This is a genomic window from Nonomuraea sp. KM88, assembly GCF_052245635.1.
In the GTDB taxonomy this organism is placed as follows: Bacteria; Actinomycetota; Actinomycetes; order Streptosporangiales; family Streptosporangiaceae; genus Nonomuraea.
Genome location: NZ_JBQQCC010000014.1, coordinates 157,570 through 177,544, shown reverse-complemented (window position 1 = coordinate 177,544; position 19,975 = coordinate 157,570). Strand labels below are relative to the sequence as shown.

Sequence of the window (19,975 nt, the reverse complement as noted above, 5' to 3'; positions counted from 1 at the left end):
CTTCCAGCTCACACGCCTCACGTGATGTCCGAGCCGCGCAGCGCGTCGAGCTCGTCCGCGTACGGTCGCCCGAGCCCCTGGAGGTAGTCGAACACCGCCTGCGCCTCCCGCTCGGAGATCTTCGACAGCGCGAACCCGACGTGCACGAGCACCCAGTCGCCGGGCCGCAGCCCCTCGTCGGCGAGGAGGCCGACGTTGACGCGCCGGCGCACGCCGCTCACGTCGACGACGGCCAGGTCCTCGTGCTCCTGGGCGAACTCGACCAGCTCACCGGGGATGCCGAGGCACATCGGCCGCCTCCTCGCCGAAGGTGACCGACTCCAGGACCAGCTCGTCGCCGCCGCTGAGGTCGACGCTCCCGTCGCCGCAGAGCGGGCAGGCCGCCAGCGGGTCGGCCGACTCGGAGCGGCCGCCGCACGCGCGGCAGACCACCGTCATCGGCGTGATGACCAGCTCCACCACGGCGTCCTGGACGGCGGTGCCGGCCGCGGCCAGCGTGAAGGCCTGCCCGAAGGCGTCGTCCACGACGGCGTGGCGGGCGCCGACCCGTACCCGTGCGGCCGTGACCGGCCTGCCCGCCGCCCGCTGCTCGATCAGCTCGACCAGGCCCTCGCACATCCCGATCTCGTGCATGCCGTCCTACATTCGCTTGATCTTCATGTACCGGTGGATCTCCGGCCATTGGTGGACGACGATCGCCACCAGCCCGCAGAGCGCGACCAGCTTCACCACGCGCTTCTTCCACATCTCACATCACCTCACTGTGGGTGCGGAGCCCGGGAACCAGGCCCGGCGTTTTCCGCAATCATTTCCATAACCAGGGACTTCACGAGGTCGGCCGCCGTCGCGACCATGGCGCGTACCGGCTCGCTGAGCTCGAACAGCGCCTCGTCGGCGGTGACCGGCTCGCAGCAGACGACCCGCACCAGGGCGGGCAGGTGTCCCATCCGCCTGGCCAGCCGCAGAACGCTGACCGGGTCCATGCCGTGTCCTTCCAGGTGCCCTCCCGAGGACACCTCACCGTCGCCCGGCAGGTCGGGTTCGAGCACGGTGAGCGTGCCGGGCGCGTGGCCGCGTGGCGCCGCGTCCACGAAGATCACGCCCGTGTACGCGCGCTGGAGCGCGTAGGCCAGGTCCATGCCGCGGATGCCGAAGTCGACGACGTCCGCGCCGGGGACGGCGGGCCCTTCGGCCAGGTGGCGGGCCACCTCGACGCCGAAGCCGTCGTCCCCGAGGAAGACGTTGCCGATGCCGGCGACCAGGATCCGGGCGCCGCTCGGCCGCTCCTGGTGCTCGCCCATCGGCTCGATCTCCTCGGCGGAGTAGAAGAACCGGTGCCCGGGCATCCTGGCCTCGCCCAGGTCGCGTCCGGGATCGTCGGCAAGCGTGACCGCGACGTGCAGGGCGCCCTCGTCGTCCTGCTCGACGCTCTCCACGACCGCCACCCGGCCGTCGAGGACGAGGTCGAAGACGTCGGTCCGGCTTCTCGGCCGCAGCCGGACCAGGCTGCCGGGGCCGACCGCCGTCCCGTCCACGATCACCTCGCCGGGGCCGCGCCCGGCCATCCGCGTCCAGAAGTCGTTCATGCCTGTGGCTCCGTCCTGCGCATGAGACCGTGCAGGCGCATCAGGTCCTCGGGAGCGAGCGCGGTGCAGCGGTCGAGGATCGCGCGGGCGCGCGGGTCGCCGTCACGGATCTCCTGCCGCTCCTGGTCGCTGAGCGCGAGCACGCTCAGCGTGAGCAGCTGGTCGATCTCGGTGTTGTCGAAGAGGTCGCCGGGGCTCTCGGGCGCGATCTCCGGGTGGTCGTACAGGATGATCGGCGAGGCCAGGACGGTGTGCCGGTCGCCGTGCGGGCCCACGAGCACCGGCCAGGCGCCCTCGTTGCGGCACGCCTCGGCGTGTTCGCGCAGCTCCGGCGGCGGATCCGTGAGTGAGACGAACCGGGCGCGCGGCGCGTGCAGCACGGTGTGCGCGGAGACCAGCGTGCGGCGCAGCGCGTCGGCGCGGGTGCCCGGACCCCAGGGCGTGGTGTTGACCACCTCCACGGCGATCGCGAACAGGCCGGGTCCCAGCCGCCGCGCGCTCGCCTCGATCCGGCCGCGCAGCGGCTCCCAGCTGCGCACCACCGCGCCCGCCGGCCCGCCCGCCCCGGGGGACAGCCCGGTCGGGGGCCCGGTTGACGGCTCGCCCGGCGGCGCCGGGGCTCGGTCCGTGGCGCCGTCGAGCGCGTGCAGCGGCTCGATCCGGCGTCCGGCGGGCAGGTCGATGGCCGTGACGGCCGGGCCCTGCGCCAGCTCGTCCACGACGAGGCCGGGCATGGTCAGCTCGCGCTCCCGCGCCTCCTCGCCGGGCCGGCGGCCGGGGCCGCCGGCGACCGGCTCGCGGGTGACGACGTGCAGGAACCGCACGCACAAGTCGACGGTGTCGCCGGGCTCCGCTTCGACGAGGCATTCCGTACGCATCAGCCAGCGGTTGCCCTCGTGGGCCCGGCCGTACGCCTCCGGGTGCACGCCGCCGATCGTCCAGCGGTGCCGGTTCTTCAGCGACGACTCGCGGTACGGCCACAGCAGGTAGCCCTCGTACAGCACGGCCTGGGCGATCTGCCGTACCTGATCCGTCTGCGGGTCCATGCGCGGTCAGCCTCCGCTCGTTTCCAACAGTGACCTGACCGTGTCGTCCCATCCGAGCAGGGTGTGCCGCACCCGGTGCGCGTACAGGCGGTCGAACGTGTCGCGCTCCAGCCGGATCCAGGCCGTGCGCGGGAAGTGGCGGTCCATGAGCTCCTTCCACACCCGCACCGGCATGCGGTGGCCCGCCTCGGTGTCCCACGGCAGGCAGGCCGCCTGCAGGCGACCGCCGTCGAGGTAGAAGACGGTGCCGGTGAACAGGAACCGCAGCGGCACCTCCCCGCCGGGCAGGCCGTGCAGGTAGGTGGCCGCGGCCACGTCGAAGTCGTAGGTGCACGGGACGGTGAGCGTCGCCGGCGTGCTGCCGGTGAAGGCGGGCACGTGGGTGACGGTCCGGGCCCACAGCAGGCTGGACACGTTGCGCCCCCACGTCTCGGGCGGGCCGAACAGCCCTTCGAGCCGCCGTCGCGCGTCCTCGTCGTAGTCGCGCGCGTCGGCGTCGATGCGCAGCTGCGTGGCCAGCGTGAGCGCGCGGACCGGCGCGTCGGCGTGCACGCGCAGCCGGAAGTCCAGGGCGGGCGCAGCGGCCGGAGCGGCCGGCTCGACGCCCTGGACATCGATCCGCACGGCCGGTGCTGTCGGTGGCATCGTGATCAGGCGGGCGACAGGTTGGGCATGTCGGGGTCGACGGGATCGTGTTTGCGGGGGCTGATGCCGGTCGAGCGCCGGGCCGTGGAGCGGCCGTCGGGCAGGTGGCCGTCCTGCTTGTCGTAGTTGCCGCGGCTGTTGCCCTCCTTGACACCCTTCACGTGTGCGGAGGCGTCGGGATGCACGTCCGGGCGGCCTGTCCTGATCGGATGTTTCTTGCTCACGCTGGGCTCCTGGTGTCGGTGGCCGGTACGGTGACGGACCGGTCGTCGAGGTCGGTGAAGAATCTGGCGAGGTGCGTGCGCACGTCCTGGCCGCCGGTCAGCCCGCGCCAGCGGGCCCGGATCGTCCCGACGAGCGCGTAACAGTCGTCCAGCGGCACGATCCACGCGCCGCGGTCACGGTCGACGAGCAGGGCTTCCACGTCCTGGCGCAGCTGCGCGAGCACCGGGTTGTCCCGCACCAGCAGGTCCCAGGCCGCCGGGTCGGCGGGCGCCCGCACCGCCCCCGCAGGGCTCGGGTAGAACTGCACGATCCCTCCGGAGTCCGAGTCGCGCACCAGGCACACCATGCGCACCGGGGCGCCCAGCCGCGCCCATACCGGCTCGGGAAGGACGAAGCCGCTCAGCCGCCGGCGCTGGTCCGGCACCAGGACGAGGTGCCCGCCACCGGCCGCCACGTGGTCGAACAACACCTGGCAGGCCCGGCACGCGCAGCGCAGCTCGCGGGACGGCAGCTCCAGCAGGTGGCGGTGCACGTCCGGCAGCGCCTCGCCGCACAACGCGCACGCCTCCGCCTGACGGGACGGCTCCCGCTCGCGGGCCTGCTGCGCCTGCGCGGCGAGCCGGCGCAGCAGGCCGGTCACGGCGCCCGCGGGCCGGAGCGCACGGCCAGGCTCTCGACCGGGATCAGCGGCGTCTCCCCGCGTTCGACCTCGATGTCGACGTGCTCGATCTCCGGGGCGGCGGCGCGTACCGCCTCCCGCAGGGCCGACGTCGCGGCCTCGGAGGAGGAGCGGCAGCCGGCGGGCCGCACGCGCAGCCGCACCAGGTCGTCCTCGACGGCGAGCACCTCGGCCGAGCCGCCGATCGCCGCCTCCACGCGGGCCCGCACGTCCACCGGATGCAGGTCGTGCAGCAGCAGGAGCGGCGCCACCGACTCGTCGGCGGCCAGCCGCGCCGCCTGCTCCTCCTCCAGGACCGACATGACACGGGCCAGGCCCTCGCCGTACAGGTCGAGCAGCTCTCTGACGAGCTCGACCGCGTCGGGGCCGGCCTCGTCGAGCATGACCTCGATCCGCGCGATGCGATCGTCCATGTCCCGCCCCTAACCGGAGAGACTCGCGCCGAAGGTGGGCGAGTGCACCTGTTTGAGCTCCTTGCCGCCACCCAGGTACATGTGCACGCCGCACGGCAGGCAGGGGTCGAAGCTGCGCACCGTACGCATGATGTCGATGCCCTTGAAGTCCTCGGGCCCGTTCTCCTCGAAGATCGGCAACCCCTGCACCGCGTCCTCGTACGGCCCCGGCGTGCCGTACATGTCGCGCGGGCTGGCGTTCCACGGCGTCGGCGGGTACGGATGGTAGTTGGCGATCTTGCCGTCGCGGATCACCATGTGGTGCGACAGCACGCCCCGCACCGCCTCGTGGAAGCCGCAGCCGATCGCGTCGTCCGGCACGTCGAAGTCGGTGAACACCTGCGTGCGGCCGGCCCGCACCTCTCCCAGCGCCTGGTCGAGGAAGTGCACCGCCATCGCCGCCGCGTACGCGACGAAGTACGCGCGGGCCCGGTTGCGCTCGATGGTGTTGGCCCAGCGCGGCACCTTCCACTCCAGCCGCATCTCCGGCAGGGAGCCGCTCTTGGGCAGGTTGATCTCGACGCTCCGGCCCGTGGCGCGCACCGTGCCGGTGTCGACCAGGCCTGCGAGCGCCGTCGACCACAGCCGCGCCAGCGGGCCGCCGCCGGTGTCGAGCGCCAGGTGGTCGCCGGTGCGCTGGTCGTACCAGCGCGGGCTCATCACCCAGCTGTAGTTGCCGTGCTCGAGGTCGCGTTTCTGCGGCTTGGGCAGGGTCGTCTGGTTCCACGGGTGGCGCTGGTCCACCGGGTTGCCGAGCGGGTCGTGGGTGACGAACGTCTCCTCGGACTGCCAGTCGTCGTAGTAGGAGCTGCCCAGCAGGATCCGGATGCCGAGGTTGATGTCCACCAGGTTGGTGGTCAGCAACTCGTCGTCCAGGACGATGCCCGGCGTGACGAACATCTTCCTGCCCCACGCGTTCATGGTCCGGTAGTCGTAGTCGACCACGGACGGGTCCTGGAAGGCGCCCCAGCAGCCGAGCATCACCCGCCGGCGGCCGACCTCCTCGTAGCCGGGCAGCGCCTCGTAGAAGAAGTCGAACAGGTCGTCGTTCATCGGGACGGCCTTCTTCACGAAGTCGAGCACCCGCAGCAGCCGCACCAGGTAGTCGGTGAACACCTGGGGCGTCGCCACGGTGCCCACGCCGCCCGGGTAGAGCGTCGACGGGTGCACGTGCCGGCCCTCCATCAGGCAGCACATCTCCCTGGTCACCCTGCTGACCTGCAGCGCCTCCTTGTAGACGGAGCCGCTGAACGGGTTGAACGCGCGCATGATGTCGGCGATCGTCCGGAAACCGTGCACCCCGGCGTTCGGCGCCTCGGCGGTCTCGGCCCGCCGCAGCAGGCTGGGGTTGGTCTCCTTGACCATCTGCTCGCAGTAGTCGACGAAGACCAGGTTGTCCTGGAAGAGGGTGTGGTCGAACATGTATTCGGCCGCTTCGCCCAGGTTGATGATCCATTCGGCCAGTGGCGGGGGTTTGACCCCGTACGCCATGTTCTGGGCGTAGATCGAGCAGACCGCATGGTTGTCACCGCAGATGCCGCAGATCCGGCTCGTGATGAAGTGCGCGTCGCGCGGGTCCTTGCCCTTCATGAACACGCTGTAGCCGCGGAACAGCGACGAGGTGCTCTTGCACTCGACGACCTCGCGGTTCTTGAAGTCGATCTTGGTGTAGATGCCCAGGTTGCCGATGATCCTCGTGATCGGATCCCAGGACATCTCCACCAGCTCGCGGGCCTCGCCCGCTTGCTGCTTGGCGCCCGCCGTACGGGTTGTCACCTCGCCACTCTCCCTTTAGCCGTTTCCCCAGCGCGGGTCGTACCCGCTCGTCAGCCTGCGGCGGTTGTGACGCCACTTCGGTTCCTTGTTGGCCGTGTTGTTCGTGATCGACCGCATCTTGCGGATCAGTGAGCCGTACGCGCCGCTGACCGCGGCCGACACCGATCCGCCGGGGGGTTCGTCCATGAACGGCATGAACTTGTCGGGGAAGCCGGGCATGGTGCAGGCGATGCAGATGCCGCCCACGTTGGGGCAGCCGCCGACGCCGTCCATCCAGCCGCGCTTGGTGACGTTGCAGTTGACCACCGGGCCCCAGCAGCCGACGCGCACCAGGCACTTGGGGGAGTTGTAGTCGTGGGCGAAGTCGCCCTGCTCGTAGTAGCCGCCCCTGTCGCAGCCCTCGTGCACGGTCTTGCCGAACAACCAGGTTGGCCGGAGCATCTCGTCGAGCGGGATGGTGGGGGCCATCCCCGCCGCCTGGTAGAGCAGCCAGGTCAGGGTCTCCATGAAGTTGTCCGGCTGCACGGGACAGCCGGGCACGTTGACGATGGGCAGGCCGCCGGCCGAGCGGAAGTCCTTGCCGAGGTAGTCGGCCAGCCCCATGCAGCCGGTCGGGTTGCCGGCCATGGCGTGGATGCCGCCGTACGTGGCGCAGGTGCCGATGGCGACGACCGCCCAGGCCTTGGGAGCCAGCCGGTCGATCCACTCGTTCACCGTGATGGGCTCGCCGGTGGCCGGGTCGTTGCCCATCGACGTCCAGTAGCCGTCGCCGTTGATCTTCTCGTTGGGGATCGATCCCTCGACCACGAGGATGAACGGGCCGAGCTCGTCCTGATGGGCCTGGTGGAAGGCGGCCATGAAGGCGTCGCCCACCTCGGTCGCCAGGACCTTGTTGTGCAGGTGCACCTTGGGCAGCCCCGGCACGAGCCCCAGCAGCACGTCCTCCAGGCTCGGCAGCGACGCCGCGGTGACGGAGACGGTGTCGCCGTCGCAGCTCATCCCCTCCGAGGTCCACAGGATGTGAAGCTCGTCCAGACCTGTTGGCGTCTGCGTGGTCGTCATGGCCCAAGCCCCCTTCGTGGCCGGATGCAGAGATTCCGGTCCGGTGTCGTGATGTGCCCGGACTGTAGCTCTACGTAGCGGACATACCGCCCCCGAAGCCGGCCGAAACCTCGCTGACCTGCACGGAGGCGAACGCGCCCGGCTACCGGAAGAGGTCGCGGGCGGCGGCGACGGCTGCCTGGCCGAGGCTGATGCCGCCGTCGCCGGCCGGAACGCCCGCATGGGTGAGCACCCTGAACCCGGCCTGCTCCAGCCGCTCCACCGTGCGCTCCGTCAGCAGCACGTTCTGGAAGACGCCACCGGACAGCGCCACCGTCGTCAGCCCCGTCTCCTCGCGCAGCGCCGTGCAGCAGCGCACGATGAGCTCGCGGACGCCGTTGTGGAAGCGGGCGGACACGACGGGCGGGCCGGCGCCCCCGGTCAGGTCCTCCAGCGCCGCCCGCACCAGGTCCGCGCCGGCGACCACGAGCACCCCGTCGTGCCGCGCGATGCCCGCCGGGTAGGCGCCGCGTTCCGCGGGGTCGGCGAGCTGCTCCAGCTCGATCGCGGCCTGCCCCTCGTACGTGATCGTGTCGCGCACGCCGGCCAGCGCCGCCACGGCGTCGAACAGGCGCCCGGCGCTCGAGGTCAGCGGCGCCGCCGCCCCGCCGCGCAGGGCCAGCGCGGTCACGCTCTCCCACTGGGCCCTCCACCGGTCCCCCGCGCGGCGCGCCACGGCCGCGTCCGCCGCGCCGTCCAGGCCCGCCAGGTAGGCGGCGGCCATCCGCCACGGCTGCCTGACCGCCATCGCGCCGCCCGGCATGGGAACGGGCGCCAGATGCCCGGCCCGCTCGAAGGAGACCAGGTCGGCCAGGAGGAACTCGCCGCCCCACAACGTCCCGTCGGCGCCGTGGCCGAGGCCGTCGAACGCGACGCCGATCACCCGGCCGTGCTCGCCGTTGTCGGCCAGGCACGAGGCGATGTGCGCGTGGTGGTGCTGCACCGGGACCGGTTCGGCGTCCGGCAGGCTCAGCGCGTACCGGGTGGACGGGTAGTCCGGATGGAGGTCGTGCGCGGCCACTTCGGGGCGCACCCCGAGCAGGGCGGAGAAATGCTCGATCCCCGCCTCGTACGCCCGCAGCGTCTCGTAGCCCTCCAGGTCGCCGAGGTGCGGGGAGACGACCGCGTGCCGCCCCCTCACCAGGCAGAACGTGTTCTTCAGCGCCGCGCCGCAGCCGAGGACCGGCCGGGGCGCCTCCCACGCCAGCGTGAACGGGGCCGGGGCGTGGCCGCGCGAGCGCCGCACCAGCGTGCCCCTGCCCCTGACCACCCGGGCGACCGAGTCGTCGGCCCGCAGGTGGATGGGCCGGTCATGGGTCAGGAACGCGTCCGCCATGCCGCCGAGCCGGTCGAGGGCGGCGCGGTCGTCGTACTCGATCGGCTCGCCGGCGAGGTTCGCGCTCGTCAGCACGATGGGCGCGCCCGTCTCCGCGAGCAGCAGGTGGTGCAGCGGCGTGTACGGCAGCATCAGCCCGAGGTGGCGCTGCCCGGGGGCGACCGCGCCCGCCACGGCCCCGGAGACGTCCGTGCGGCGGGGCAGCAGCACGATGGGGCGCTCGCGGCCGGTCAGGAGCTCCTGCGCCACCGCGTCCACCTCGCACAGCCGCCGGGCCTGCGCCAGGTCGGCCACCATGACGGCGAACGGCTTGTCCGCCCGCCGCTTGCGCCGCCGCAGCTCCGCGGCGGCCCGCTCGTCGGAGGCCACGACCGCCAGGTGGTAGCCGCCGAGGCCCTTCACCGCCAGCACCCCGCCTCCGCCCAGCACTCCGGCGGCGGCCGGCAGGTCGCCGCCGGCCTGCGGCCTGCCCCGCGCGTCCACCAGCCTGAGCGCCGGGCCGCAGGCCGGGCAGCAGACGGGCTGGGCGTGGAAGCGCCGGTCGGCCGGGTCGTGGTATTCGGCCAGGCAGGCGTCGCACATGGCGAAGCCCGCCATGGTCGTCAGCGGCCGGTCGTACGGCAGGGCCCGGGTGATCGTCAGCCGTGGCCCGCAGTTGACGCAGTTGACGAAGGGGTAGCGGTAGCGCCGGTCGGCGGGGTCGGCCAGCTCCGCCAGGCAGTCGGCGCACGTCGCGATGTCGGGCGATATCAGCGTGCGCGGCGTTCCCGAGCGCTCGCTCGCCACGATCAGGAACCGGCCGCCACCCCCGGCGGCCGCCCGGCCGCTCGGGGTGACGGTCACGCTCTCGATCGCGGCCAGCGGGGGCGCGTCGCGTTCGAGCCGCGTCAGGAACTCGGCGATCCGGTCGTGCTCGCCGTCCAGCTCGACGAAGACGCCGCGGGCGTCGTTGCCGACCCGGCCCGCCAGACCCAGCCGGGTGGCGAGCCCGTGCACGAACGGGCGGAACCCCACCCCCTGGACCACACCCTCGACCCGGACCCGCACCCCCATCGGGCCAGTCTGCACCGGAGGGCGGCGGGATCGGGGCAGCCCCGCCGACACGTGGCACGCCCATGGCGTTCGCACCGCCGGATCGGGAGAGAGGGCGGCGCACCGTGGGTAGGGACAGCGCGACGCCGGAGAAGAGGTTGCCATGGCCGAGACATTCGATCAGGGGGTCCGCGGCGGGCCCGCCCGTTACCTGCCGATCGCCGAGCACGGCCTGATCGGCGACCTGCGTACCGTGGCGCTGGTGGGCACCGACGGCACCATCGACTGGTACTGCTGCCCGACCTTCGACTCGCCCAGCGTCTTCGGCTCGATCCTCGACGCCGACAAGGGCGGAGCGTTCGAACTGGCCGCGAGCGTGCCCGCGAAGACCAAGCAGTTCTACTTCCCTGACACCAACGTCCTGATCACCCGGTTCTTCACCGAGGGCGGGGTGGGCGAGATCCAGGACTTCATGCCGGTGACCACCGACTCGGGCGAGGCCCGCCGCCACCGGCTGATCCGGCGGGTGATCTGCGTGCGCGGGTCGATCCCGTTCCACGCGCGGGTGGCGCCCAGGTTCGGCTACGCGGCGCAGCCGCACCGCGTGCGCGAGCACGACGGGATGGTGCTGTTCGAGTCGGAGGACCTGTCGCTGGCGCTGACCGCCACGGTGCCGGTCGAATGCGACGACCTGGACGCCAGAGCGGCCTTCACCCTCGACGAGGGCGAGTCGGAGGTGTTCGCGCTCGACCAGGTCGGCGGCGAGGTGATGCCGCGCGCCTGCGCGTACGCCGAGGCCGAGGACGAGTTCGCCGCCACGGTCACCTTCTGGCGGCGGTGGTTGTCCGCCTCCCGCTACCGCGGCCGGTGGCGGGAGATGGTGCACCGGTCCGCGCTGACCCTCAAGCTGCTCACGTACGCCCCGACGGGCGCGATCGTCGCCGCGCCGACGACGAGCCTGCCCGAGCAGGTCGGCGGCGAGCGCAACTGGGACTACCGCTACCTCTGGGTACGCGATGCCGCCTTCGCCGTCTACGCCCTGCTCCGGCTGGGATTCACCGGCGAGGCCGAGGCGTTCATGAACTTCCTCACCCGGCGCGTCACCCGGTGCGCGGACGGCCCGTCGGGACCGCTCCAGATCATGTACGGCATCGACGGGCGTACCGACCTGCCCGAACGCGAGCTCGACCACCTGGAAGGGCACCAGGGCTCCGCCCCCGTACGCGTCGGCAACGCCGCCGCGGACCAGCTCCAGCTCGACATCTACGGAGCGCTCATCGACTCCATCTACCTCTACGACAAGTGGGGACAGCCCATCTCCAGCGACCACTGGGACGAGGTCTGCGGCCTGGTGGACTGGGTCTGCGACCACTGGGACCAGCCCGACGAGGGCGTCTGGGAGACCCGGGGCGGGCGCAGGAACTTCCTCTACTCGCGGCTGATGTGCTGGGTGGCGATCGAGCGGGCCATGCGGGTGGCCATCCGGCGCGGCCTGCCCGCCGACATCCCGCGCTGGCGGCTCGCCCGCGACGAGATCTACCGCACGCTCATGAGCCGCGGCTGGTCCAAGGAGCTGAAGGCGTTCGTGCAGTACGAGAACGCCGACGTGCTCGACGCCGCCGTCCTCATGATGCCGCTGGTGAAGTTCATCTCGCCGACCGACCCGAAGTGGCTGGCCACCCTCGACGCGCTCACCGCCGAGCTGGTGTCCGACTCGCTGGTCTACCGCTACGACCCGAAGGCCAGCCCGGACGGCCTGCGCGGGGAGGAGGGCACGTTCTCCATCTGCTCGTTCTGGTACGTTGAGGCGCTCGTGCGCGCGGGCCGCGTGGAGGAGGGCAGGCTGGCGTTCGAGAAGATGCTGACCTACGCCAACCACGTGGGCCTGTACGCCGAGGAGATCAGCCGCAGCGGCGAGCAGCAGGGCAACTTCCCGCAGGCCTTCACCCACCTGGCGCTGATCAGCGCGGCGTTCAACCTCGACCGCGCGCTCGGCTGAGGCTCAGCCCCGCCTGCTCTCAGGGCGGCGCCGGTCCCGTGCTGTCGCGGATGAGCAGCCGGGGCTGGAAGCGCACGTTGTAGCCGCCGCTCTCGCCGTTCATCAGCGCCCACAGCCGGTCCCACGCCTGCCGGCCCAGCTCGTTCTTGGGGATCGACACCGTGGTCAGCGGGGGAGTGGTGTAGCGGGCGAACGGGATGTCGTCGAACCCGGTGACGGACACGTCGCCGGGCACCCGCACGCCCAGCTCGTGCAGGCCGGTCAGCGCCCCGGAGGCCACCATGTCGTTGAACGCCACCACCGCGCTCGCGCCGCACTCCAGCACCGGGCCGGCCGCGGCGTGGCCGTCGTCGAACATCGAGCCGCACGGCAGCTCCGTCAGCGTGAACCCCGGGCTGCGGGCCGCCGCGGCGCGCAGCGCGGCGAGCCGCAGCACGTGCGAGGAGCTGGCCTCGGGACCGCTCAGGTAGGCCAGGTGGCGGTGGCCGAGGCCGGTGAGGTGGGAGATCAGGTCGTCGATGCCCGCGACGTTGTCGACCGACAGCGACGGGGCGGCCAGGCCGGGGACGTCGCGGTAGACGAGCACGAAGGGCGCCAGGCGGTCGCTGAGCTCGCGCAGCCGCTCGTCGGGGGCGCGGGGCGAGGCGAGCACGAGCCCGTCGGAGTTGCGCCGCGCCTCGATCGCCAGGATCGTCTCCTCCTCGATGTCCTCGTTGGACTCGGCCACCAGCAGCTGGCGCCCTGCCTTGCCCGCGGCCTGGCTGAGCCCGCGCAGCACGCCCTGGAACAGCGGGTTGGCCAGGTCGGGGACCACCAGGGAGATCGTGCCCGTGCGGCCGAGCGCGAGGCTGCGGGCGGCCACGCTCGGCTCGTAGTCGAGCGCCTGCGCGGCCGCGCGCACGCGGGCGGCGAGCTCCGGCTTGACGGTGGTGGAGCCGTTCATCACCCGCGACACGGTGGCGCGGGAGACGCCGGCGGCCTCGGCGACCCGGCTGATGGTCGGCGCGCCCGCCGGCCGTGGCCCCCGCCTCCCGGCCGATCCCGGCTGGGATGCCGGCTCCTCCCGGTCCTCCGCACGCTCTCCGGTTCCTGCCCTCATCCGCTCCCCCTGCACGCTCCGGCCGTTCCGCCTGCATGCATTAAATCGCCGAGCCGTGACGAGCGCGCCCGCGGCCGGGCGCGCTCGCAAGATACCGGTTTCTCAATCTTCCTGCAACCGGTTGCCGCAGGAGCCGGAAGGAAAAATAGCCCGGCATCGCCGCAGCTCAGTGCTTCGCTCGACAGGCGTTGACACCCTCTGACGGCTCTGTTAGAAACTGGTTACTCACTGGCCGGACGGCACCTTGGCCCCGGTCGCCCTGACACGCGCATCCCCCGCGCGATCGGCAAAGGGTGGTCTATGAGCAACCGTTCGACCCCGGCCGTCGCCCCGCCCGAGCGAGAGCCCCCTCTCGCGAGGGTGAGGCGGCGGCGACGGCGGTCCTCGCCGAGCGGCCCCGCGCGCGACCGCATCGGCTATCTCTTCCTGACGCCGTGGCTCATCGGCATGGCGCTGTTCACCGTGGGGCCGATCCTGGCCTCCCTCTACCTGTCGTTCACCGAATACACCCTGCTCAAGCCGCCCGAATGGCTGGGGCTGGACAACTACCGGCAGATGCTGGCCGATCCGCGGCTGCACAAGTCGCTCGGGGTCACGTTCCTCTACGTGTTCGTGTCGGTTCCCGTCCAGCTGGTCCTGGCGCTGGCGCTGGCGCTGCTGCTCAACCGGGGCGTGCGCGGGCTGAGCTTCTACCGCTCGGTCTACTACCTGCCGTCGCTGCTCGCGGGCAGCGTGTCCGTCGCGATCCTGTGGCGGCAGATCTTCGGCAAGGAGGGCCTGGTCAACCAGGTGCTCGCGATGGCCGGCATCGAGGGCGTCAGCTGGGTCGCCCACCCCGACTTCGCCCTGGGCACGCTCATCGTGCTCAACGCGTGGACGTTCGGCGCGCCGATGGTGATCTTCCTGGCCGGGCTGCGCCAGATCCCGCACTCCTACTACGAGGCGGCGGAGGTCGACGGCGCGGGCCCGGTGTCGAGGTTCTTCCGCATCACGCTCCCGCTGCTGACGCCGATCATCTTCTTCAACCTCGTGCTGCAGCTGATCGGCGCCTTCCAGAGCTTCACCCAGGCGTTCGTGATCAGCGGGGGTCGCGGCGGCCCGTCCGACGCCACCCTGCTCTACACGCTCTACCTCTACGAGCGCGGCTTCGGCTCCTTCGACATGGGCTACGCCTCCGCGATGGCGTGGGTGCTGCTGGCCATCATCGCCGTCCTGACCGGGCTCAACTTCCTCTTCGCCAAGCGGTGGGTGTTCTATGGCAACTGAGCTGAGGCCATCGCGCCGCCGCCGGTCGTGGCGGCTGCCGAGGCACGTGCTGCTCATCGGCTTCGGGCTGGTGATGCTCTATCCGCTGTTGTGGATGGTGTCCAGCTCCGTCAAGCCCACCGAGACGATCTTCCGTGACCCCTCGATCTGGCCGACCGAGCTCGACCTGGGCAACTACGTCGAGGGCTGGGGGGCTCTGAGCCACCCGTTCCACTTCTACCTGTGGAACTCCGCGGTGATCGCGATCCTCGCGGTGGCCGGCAACCTGCTGTCGTGCTCGCTGGCGGCCTACGCGTTCGCCCGGCTGAGGTTCCGGGGCCGCAACCTCTTCTTCGCCGCGATGCTGGCCACGCTGATGTTGCCCATCCACGTGCTCATCGTCCCGCAGTACGTGCTGTTCTCCCAGCTCGACTGGATCAACACCAACCTGCCGCTGGTGGTGCCGAAGTTCCTGGCGCACGACGCGTTCTTCATCTTCCTGATGGTGCAGTTCATCCGCGGCCTGCCCAGCGAGCTCGACGAGGCGGCCCGCATCGACGGCTGCGGCCACATCAGGATCTACTGGCGGATCATCATCCCGCTGTCGGTTCCCGCGCTGGCGACCTCGGCGCTGTTCACGTTCATCTGGACCTGGAACGACTTCTTCAGCCAGCTCATCTTCCTGACCGATCCCGAGCTGTGGACGATGCCGGTGGCGCTGCGGTCGTTCATGGACGGCCAGGGTGAGACGGCCTGGGGTGAGCTGTTCGCCATGTCCATCGTCGGGCTGATGCCCATCTTCGGCTTCTTCCTCGCCGGTCAGCGTTACCTGACCCAGGGCATCGCGACCACGGGCTTCAAGTGATCCCGGCACGGCAGGTCTCGCGGGCGTCACTGCACGGGCGATTAAAACGTTCTATATCAGCAGAAAGGAAAGGACCGATGTCACGAAGGTCCAGAAGGCTCGCGGCGCTCTGCCTGGCCGGCGTCATGCTGGCGGTCTCCGCCTGCGGCGGCGGGTCGCCGGAGAGCGGCGACGGCACCGTCGAGCTGCGCTTCGGCTGGTGGGGCAACAACGACCGCGCCGATGCCACCCAGAAGGTCATCGACGCGTTCCAGGCCAAGAACCCCGGCATCACGGTCAAGGGCTCCTACACCGACTTCAACTCCTACTTCGACCGGCTGGCCACCGAGGTGGCCGCCGGGCGCGCGCCCGACGTCATCACCCTCGGCGGCGCCTACCCGCGCGAGTACGGCGACCGCGGCGCCCTGCTCGACCTGTCCAAGGTGACCCTCAAGACCGACAAGATCGGCGCGGCGGCGCTGGACAACGGCAAGTTCGGCGGCGTCCAGTACGGCGTGCCCTCCGGGGTCAACACGATCGCCACCGTGATCAATCCCGCCGTGTTCGAGAAGGCGGGCGTGGAGGTGCCCGACGGCGACACCTGGACCTGGGACGACTTCAGGCGCATCGCCAGGGAACTGGCCGGCAAGCTGCCCAAGGGCACGTTCGCGCTGGCCGACCCCACCAGGACCGACATGCTGGACGTCTACTCGCGCCAGCGCGGCGAGGCCCTCTACACCGCCGACGGCAAGGTCGGCATCAGCGCCGCGACGCTGGTCGACTGGTGGACGATGACCCTCGAACTCCGCGACGCCGGGGCGACCCCGCCCGCCTCGCAGACGGCCGAGCTCATCACCCAGCCCGCCCCCGAGCAGTCGCTGATGGGCCGCGGCCTGGCCGCGATGCAGTTCGACTGGAGCAACCAGCTCACCTCGCTGACCAAGGCCGCGGGCAAGCCGCTGAAGCTCATCCGGGTGCCCGGCGAGACCGGCGCCACGCAGCCGGGCATGTGGCTCCAGGCGTCGCAGATCTACAGCATCAACGCCAGGAGCGAGCACCCGGAGGAGGCGGCCAGGTTCGTGGACTTCCTGGTGAACGGCCCCGACGCCGGAAAGATCATCCTCGCCGACCGCGGCATCCCGGCCAACTCCGACGTACGGCAGGCCATCGCGAGCGTGCTCGGTGAGGAGGAGAAGGCCCAGGCCGAGTTCATCGACGACCTGACGCCCAAGGCAGGACCGCCGCTGGTGATCGGGCCCGCGGGCTCCACCGACACGCCCAAGATCCTCGACCGGGTCAACGCCGAGGTGCTGTTCGACCGGCAGAAGCCGGCCGAGGCGGCCGCCGACCTCATCCAGCAGGTCGGGACGGCGATCCAGCAGTGACCGGGGCCGGGATCGACCGTCGCGCGCTCGTCGGCCGGCACGCGGTCGAGGTGACGCGGATCGTGCCGGAGTCGCCGCTGTCGGTGGGCAACGGGGAGTTCTGCTGCACGGTCGACGTCACCGGGTTGCAGACCTTCCCGGACGCCCACCCGGTCGAGGACCGCACCGCCGCCTGGCCGGGGACGCTGCTGGCCACCATGTCCGCGTGGGGCTGGCACAGCGTTCCCGGCGCGTACGAGCCGGGAGAGACGACCCGCATGTACGACACGCCACGCGGGCTGGTGCCGTACGTGGACATGGCAGGCGATCTGAGCGGCTCGGGCGAGTCGCCCGCCTCGGCCGCCGAGGCGTGGTTGCGGGCCAACCCGCACCGGTTGGACCTCGGCCGGATCGGGTTCGCCGCGACCGCCGGCCCGCCGCTGACCCCCGGCGACCTCACCGGGATCCACCAGCGGCTCGACCTGTGGACCGGCGTGATCACCAGCCGCTACCTGCTGCGCGGCGCGCCGGTCCGGGTCACCACCGCCTGCCATCCCGAGCGCGACGTGCTCGCCGTGCGGGTCGAGTCGCCGCTGCTGGCGGGCGGTCTCGCGGTGCGGCTGGCGTTCCCGTACGGGTCGCAGGCGTGGGGGAACGCGGCCGACTGGTCGCGTCCCGGCGCGCACTCCTCGAAGGTGCGGCCCGCTCCGGGCGGATGCACGGTGGAGCGGGCGCTCGACGGCACCGCGTACGGCGTGGCGGTGGCCATGACCGGCGGCGGCCGGGCCGCGCAGGACGGGCCGCACGAGGTGCTGCTCACCTTCACCGAGCCGGCCGCGGAGCTGGTGGTCGCCTTCGCGCCCGCCGCCGGCGGCGAGCTCCCCGGCTTCGGCGAGGTCGCCGCCGCGTCCGGCCGCCACTGGGCGCGCTTCTGGAGCACGGGCGGCGCGGTGGACCTGTCGGGCGCCGGCGACGCGCGGGCTCCCGAGCTCGAACGCCGCGTCGTGCTCTCGCAGTACCTCACCGCGATCCACTGCGCCGGCTCCACCCCTCCGGCGGAGACCGGGCTGATGGCCAACAGCTGGCGCGGCCGCTTCCACCTGGAGATGCACTGGTGGCACGCGGCGCACTTCCCCCTGTGGGGGCGGGCGGAGCTGCTCGAACGCAGCCTCGGCTGGTACGCCTCCATCCTGCCGCGGGCCCGCGAGACGGCCAGGGCGCAGGGTTGCCCGGGGGCGCGCTGGCCCAAGCAGGTCGGCCCCGACGGGCTGGAGAGCCCCAGCCCGATCGGGCCGTTCCTGCTCTGGCAGCAGCCGCATCCGATCTTCCTGGCCGAGCTGGTGCGCCGCGCGACCGGCCCCCGGGCGCTGGCCGAGTACGCCGGCGTCGTGCTCGACACGGCCGCGTTCATGGCCGCCTTCGCGACCAGAGGCCCGGGCGGGCACGGGCTGGGGCCGCCGCTGGTGCCGGCCCAGGAGTCGTACGCGGACATGCGGGCGAGCGCCGCCAACCCGACGTTCGAGCTCGCGTACTGGTCGTGGGCGCTGGAGGTGGCCCAGCGCTGGCGGCGGCTGCTGGGCCTGCCGCCCGAGCCGGTGTGGGCGCAGGTCGCCGCCGGCATGGCCCGCCCGCTGGTGCGCGACGGGGTGTACGCCGCGATGGACGCCCCGCCGTACACCGTGCGGGACGACCACCCGTCGATGCTGTACGCCCTGGGCTTCGTCCCGCCCACCCGGCTCATCGACCCGGAGATCATGCGCGCGACGCTGCGCGACGTGCTCGCCACGTGGGACTGGGAGAGCACCTGGGGCTGGGACTACCCGGCCATCGCCATGACCGCGACGCGGCTCGGCGAGCCGGAGACGGCCGTGGACGCCCTGCTGATGCCCGTGGCCAAGAACGCCTGCCTGCCGAACGGCCACAACCGGCAGACCGCGTCCCTGCCCGTCTACCTGCCGGGCAACGGCGGCCTGCTGGCGGCGGTCGCCCTCATGGCCAGGGGCTGGGACGGCGGCCCGCCCGCCCCCGGGTTTCCCGCCTCCTGGCAGATCCGCCACGAGGGCCTGCTGCCGCTGCCCTGACCCTTACCGAAAGGGGCAACGGACGGCCCTGATCGGGGAAAGGAGGGTTGAAAGCGTCTCCGCCCGGCCAGATGGCATGGCACGGGGGTGGAGATGGCGAAGCCGAGGGTCGTGGTCGTGGGGGCGGGGTTCGGCGGGTTCTCCTGCCTGCGGGGCCTGGAACGGAGGCTGCCTCGGGGCGCCGCGGAACTCGTCCTCGTCAACCCTTCCGACTACCACCTCTACACCCCGCTGCTTCCCCAGGTCGCGGCCGGTGTCATCAACCCGGCGGACGCGGCGGTCCCGCTGCGGGGGCTGCGGCGCACCCGGCTCAAGCCGGGGGAGGCGATCGGGATCGACCTGGACGCGCGCACGGTGACGGTGCGCGACCGCGACGGGAACGTCAGCGGCATCGGCTGGGACCGGCTCGTGCTGGCCCCCGGCAGCGTCACCCGCGCGTTCGACATCCCCGGCCTGACGGAGCACGCGCACGGCTTCAAGACCATCATCGAGGCGGTCTACCTGCGCGAGCGGGTGCTGGCGCAGCTCGAACTGGCCGACGGGCTGCGTGACGGGGCCGAGCGCGCGGCGTACACCACCTTCGTGGTGGTCGGTGCGGGGCTGGCGGGCACGGAGTACGTCGCGCAGATGCGGATGTTCGTGCGCTCGGCGCTGGCCGCCTACCCCCGGCTGCGGGCCGAGCACATCCGCTGGATCATCGTCGACCCCGGCCACCGGGTCCTCTCGCACCTGGACCCCGGGCTGTCCGAGCGCGCGCTGGCCATCCTGCGTGCCCGGGACGTCGAGGTACGGCTCGGCGCCGCCGTCGACCGGCTGACCGCCGACACGGTCCACCTGAACGACGGCACCACGGTGGCGTGCCGGCTGCTGGTGTGGACGGCGGGCGTCGCCGCCTGCCCCCTGGTGGGCGAGCTCGGGCTGCCGACGGAGAAGGGCCGGATCGTGGTGGGCGCCGACCTGGGCGTACCCGGACGGCCCGACGTCGTCGCCCTCGGGGACGCGGCGGTGGTGCCCGACCTGACCCGCCCGGGGTCGGTGTGCCCGCAGACCGCCCAGCACGCGATGCGGCAGGGCCACGCCGCCGCGCGCAACGTCGCCGCCGGTCTCGGTCATGGGCGCGCCCGGCCGTACCGGCACCGCGACCTGGGCGCCGTGGCCGATCTGGGCGGCGGGCAGGCCGTCGCCGCGCCGTTCGGCCTGCGGGTGACGGGCCGGGCGGCGGCGGCGATCACCGGCGCGTACCACCTGTTCGCCCTGCCCGCCGCCGGCACCCGGCTGCGGGTCGCCGCCGACTGGGCGCTGGCCGGGCTGGTCAGCCGCCAGACCGTCAGCCTCGGGCTGGTCCCGGACGCCGCCGCCGAGCTCTCCCGGGCCGAACAGCTGAGCATCCAGCCCTCCGCCGAGCCGGAGCCCGGGCGAACCCCAGCATGAGCTCCGGCCGGACCGGACGCCATCGAGAGCCGTG

19 protein-coding genes are annotated in these 19,975 nt (G+C 72.3%); 6 read left to right on the top strand and 13 right to left on the bottom strand.

Annotation, left to right across the window (positions count from 1 at the left end):
- Positions 1-17: 17 nt before the first annotated feature.
- The 12 genes from ACTWPV_RS34855 to hypF all read right to left on the bottom strand — a co-directional run bounded on the left by ACTWPV_RS34855 (position 18) and on the right by hypF (position 9,899).
- Positions 18-290, bottom strand: a complete 273-nt coding sequence (locus ACTWPV_RS34855; RefSeq protein WP_443155023.1) for a HypC/HybG/HupF family hydrogenase formation chaperone — start codon at positions 288-290, stop codon at positions 18-20.
- Entirely contained in the window at positions 268-633 is a 366-nt protein-coding gene (locus ACTWPV_RS34850; RefSeq protein WP_347647376.1) for a hydrogenase maturation nickel metallochaperone HypA/HybF, read from the bottom strand. The genes ACTWPV_RS34855 and ACTWPV_RS34850 overlap by 23 nt, the downstream gene beginning before the upstream one ends.
- 6 nt (positions 634-639) lie before the next feature.
- Entirely contained in the window at positions 640-747 is a 108-nt protein-coding gene (locus ACTWPV_RS34845) for a DUF6893 family small protein (protein ID WP_443155022.1), read from the bottom strand.
- 11 nt (positions 748-758) lie between these two features.
- Positions 759-1,586 carry a hydrogenase maturation protease gene (locus tag ACTWPV_RS34840; protein ID WP_443155021.1) on the bottom strand — a complete coding sequence of 276 codons (828 nt, stop codon included), beginning with the start codon at positions 1,584-1,586 and terminating at the stop codon, positions 759-761.
- A complete protein-coding gene (locus ACTWPV_RS34835; protein WP_443155020.1) occupies positions 1,583-2,632 on the bottom strand; it encodes a hypothetical protein in 1,050 nt (349 codons plus the stop codon). Before ACTWPV_RS34835 ends, ACTWPV_RS34840 begins: the two co-directional genes overlap by 4 nt.
- Positions 2,633-2,638: 6 nt before the next feature.
- Positions 2,639-3,256, bottom strand: coding sequence for a DUF6084 family protein (locus tag ACTWPV_RS34830; protein WP_443155019.1), 618 nt, complete (start codon positions 3,254-3,256; stop codon positions 2,639-2,641).
- A 26-nt stretch (positions 3,257-3,282) separates the two neighbouring features.
- Complete coding sequence (locus ACTWPV_RS34825) at positions 3,283-3,501, bottom strand: hypothetical protein (protein WP_347647380.1); 219 nt, start codon at positions 3,499-3,501, stop codon at positions 3,283-3,285.
- On the bottom strand, positions 3,498-4,142 hold the full coding sequence (locus ACTWPV_RS34820) for a DUF5947 family protein (protein ID WP_347647381.1): 645 nt from the start codon (positions 4,140-4,142) through the stop codon (positions 3,498-3,500). Before ACTWPV_RS34820 ends, ACTWPV_RS34825 begins: the two co-directional genes overlap by 4 nt.
- The gene (locus ACTWPV_RS34815) at positions 4,139-4,594 is read right to left on the bottom strand and encodes a hypothetical protein (protein ID WP_443155018.1); all 456 of its coding nucleotides are present in this window, start codon (positions 4,592-4,594) and stop codon (positions 4,139-4,141) included. The genes ACTWPV_RS34820 and ACTWPV_RS34815 overlap by 4 nt, the downstream gene beginning before the upstream one ends.
- A 9-nt stretch (positions 4,595-4,603) precedes the next feature.
- Positions 4,604-6,409, bottom strand: coding sequence for a nickel-dependent hydrogenase large subunit (locus ACTWPV_RS34810; protein ID WP_443155017.1), 1,806 nt, complete (start codon positions 6,407-6,409; stop codon positions 4,604-4,606).
- Positions 6,410-6,424: 15 nt separating this feature from the next.
- Positions 6,425-7,471: a hydrogenase expression protein HypE gene (locus ACTWPV_RS34805; protein ID WP_347647384.1), complete on the bottom strand. Its 1,047-nt coding sequence runs from the start codon at positions 7,469-7,471 to the stop codon at positions 6,425-6,427.
- Positions 7,472-7,613: 142 nt separating this feature from the next.
- Entirely contained in the window at positions 7,614-9,899 is a 2,286-nt protein-coding gene (hypF, locus tag ACTWPV_RS34800) for a carbamoyltransferase HypF (RefSeq protein WP_443155016.1), read from the bottom strand.
- A gap of 142 nt (positions 9,900-10,041) precedes the next feature.
- On the opposite strand from hypF, the gene ACTWPV_RS34795 reads away from it, so the two are divergent.
- The gene (locus tag ACTWPV_RS34795; RefSeq protein ID WP_347647386.1) at positions 10,042-11,877 is read left to right on the top strand and encodes a glycoside hydrolase family 15 protein; all 1,836 of its coding nucleotides are present in this window, start codon (positions 10,042-10,044) and stop codon (positions 11,875-11,877) included.
- Positions 11,878-11,896: 19 nt separating this feature from the next.
- Here ACTWPV_RS34795 and ACTWPV_RS34790 read toward each other — a convergent pair whose 3' ends face one another.
- Positions 11,897-12,976 (bottom strand): LacI family DNA-binding transcriptional regulator, encoded by a 1,080-nt coding sequence (locus ACTWPV_RS34790; RefSeq protein WP_443155015.1) that lies wholly within the window; start codon positions 12,974-12,976, stop codon positions 11,897-11,899.
- Positions 12,977-13,276: 300 nt separating this feature from the next.
- Between ACTWPV_RS34790 and ACTWPV_RS34785 the strand changes: the two genes are divergently transcribed.
- The 5 genes from ACTWPV_RS34785 to ACTWPV_RS34765 all read left to right on the top strand — a co-directional run bounded on the left by ACTWPV_RS34785 (position 13,277) and on the right by ACTWPV_RS34765 (position 19,941).
- On the top strand, positions 13,277-14,242 hold the full coding sequence (locus ACTWPV_RS34785; protein WP_443155014.1) for a carbohydrate ABC transporter permease: 966 nt from the start codon (positions 13,277-13,279) through the stop codon (positions 14,240-14,242).
- Complete coding sequence (locus ACTWPV_RS34780) at positions 14,232-15,086, top strand: carbohydrate ABC transporter permease (protein ID WP_347647389.1); 855 nt, start codon at positions 14,232-14,234, stop codon at positions 15,084-15,086. The genes ACTWPV_RS34785 and ACTWPV_RS34780 overlap by 11 nt, the downstream gene beginning before the upstream one ends.
- Positions 15,087-15,163: 77 nt before the next feature.
- On the top strand, positions 15,164-16,450 hold the full coding sequence (locus tag ACTWPV_RS34775) for an ABC transporter substrate-binding protein (protein ID WP_443155013.1): 1,287 nt from the start codon (positions 15,164-15,166) through the stop codon (positions 16,448-16,450).
- On the top strand, positions 16,447-18,510 hold the full coding sequence (locus ACTWPV_RS34770) for a hypothetical protein (protein ID WP_443155012.1): 2,064 nt from the start codon (positions 16,447-16,449) through the stop codon (positions 18,508-18,510). Before ACTWPV_RS34775 ends, ACTWPV_RS34770 begins: the two co-directional genes overlap by 4 nt.
- Positions 18,511-18,603: 93 nt before the next feature.
- Positions 18,604-19,941, top strand: coding sequence for an NAD(P)/FAD-dependent oxidoreductase (locus ACTWPV_RS34765; RefSeq protein ID WP_443155011.1), 1,338 nt, complete (start codon positions 18,604-18,606; stop codon positions 19,939-19,941).
- The last annotated feature ends 34 nt before the right edge of the window (positions 19,942-19,975 follow it).

What these genes read in the sequence shown, in the direction of transcription:
- ACTWPV_RS34840 (WP_443155021.1), bottom strand. Translation starts at nt 1,586, where the DNA reads ATGAACGACTTCTGGACGCGGATGGCCGGGCGCGGCCCCGGCGAGGTG.
- ACTWPV_RS34845 (WP_443155022.1), bottom strand. Translation starts at nt 747, where the DNA reads ATGTGGAAGAAGCGCGTGGTGAAGCTGGTCGCGCTCTGCGGGCTGGTG.
- ACTWPV_RS34775 (WP_443155013.1), top strand. Translation starts at nt 15,164, where the DNA reads ATGTCACGAAGGTCCAGAAGGCTCGCGGCGCTCTGCCTGGCCGGCGTC.
- ACTWPV_RS34780 (WP_347647389.1), top strand. Translation starts at nt 14,232, where the DNA reads ATGGCAACTGAGCTGAGGCCATCGCGCCGCCGCCGGTCGTGGCGGCTG.
- ACTWPV_RS34805 (WP_347647384.1), bottom strand. Translation starts at nt 7,471, where the DNA reads ATGACGACCACGCAGACGCCAACAGGTCTGGACGAGCTTCACATCCTG.
- hypF (WP_443155016.1), bottom strand. Translation starts at nt 9,899, where the DNA reads ATGGGGGTGCGGGTCCGGGTCGAGGGTGTGGTCCAGGGGGTGGGGTTC.
- ACTWPV_RS34850 (WP_347647376.1), bottom strand. Translation starts at nt 633, where the DNA reads ATGCACGAGATCGGGATGTGCGAGGGCCTGGTCGAGCTGATCGAGCAG.
- ACTWPV_RS34765 (WP_443155011.1), top strand. Translation starts at nt 18,604, where the DNA reads ATGGCGAAGCCGAGGGTCGTGGTCGTGGGGGCGGGGTTCGGCGGGTTC.
- ACTWPV_RS34815 (WP_443155018.1), bottom strand. Translation starts at nt 4,594, where the DNA reads ATGGACGATCGCATCGCGCGGATCGAGGTCATGCTCGACGAGGCCGGC.
- ACTWPV_RS34785 (WP_443155014.1), top strand. Translation starts at nt 13,277, where the DNA reads ATGAGCAACCGTTCGACCCCGGCCGTCGCCCCGCCCGAGCGAGAGCCC.
- ACTWPV_RS34790 (WP_443155015.1), bottom strand. Translation starts at nt 12,976, where the DNA reads ATGAGGGCAGGAACCGGAGAGCGTGCGGAGGACCGGGAGGAGCCGGCA.
- ACTWPV_RS34795 (WP_347647386.1), top strand. Translation starts at nt 10,042, where the DNA reads ATGGCCGAGACATTCGATCAGGGGGTCCGCGGCGGGCCCGCCCGTTAC.
- ACTWPV_RS34835 (WP_443155020.1), bottom strand. Translation starts at nt 2,632, where the DNA reads ATGGACCCGCAGACGGATCAGGTACGGCAGATCGCCCAGGCCGTGCTG.
- ACTWPV_RS34855 (WP_443155023.1), bottom strand. Translation starts at nt 290, where the DNA reads ATGTGCCTCGGCATCCCCGGTGAGCTGGTCGAGTTCGCCCAGGAGCAC.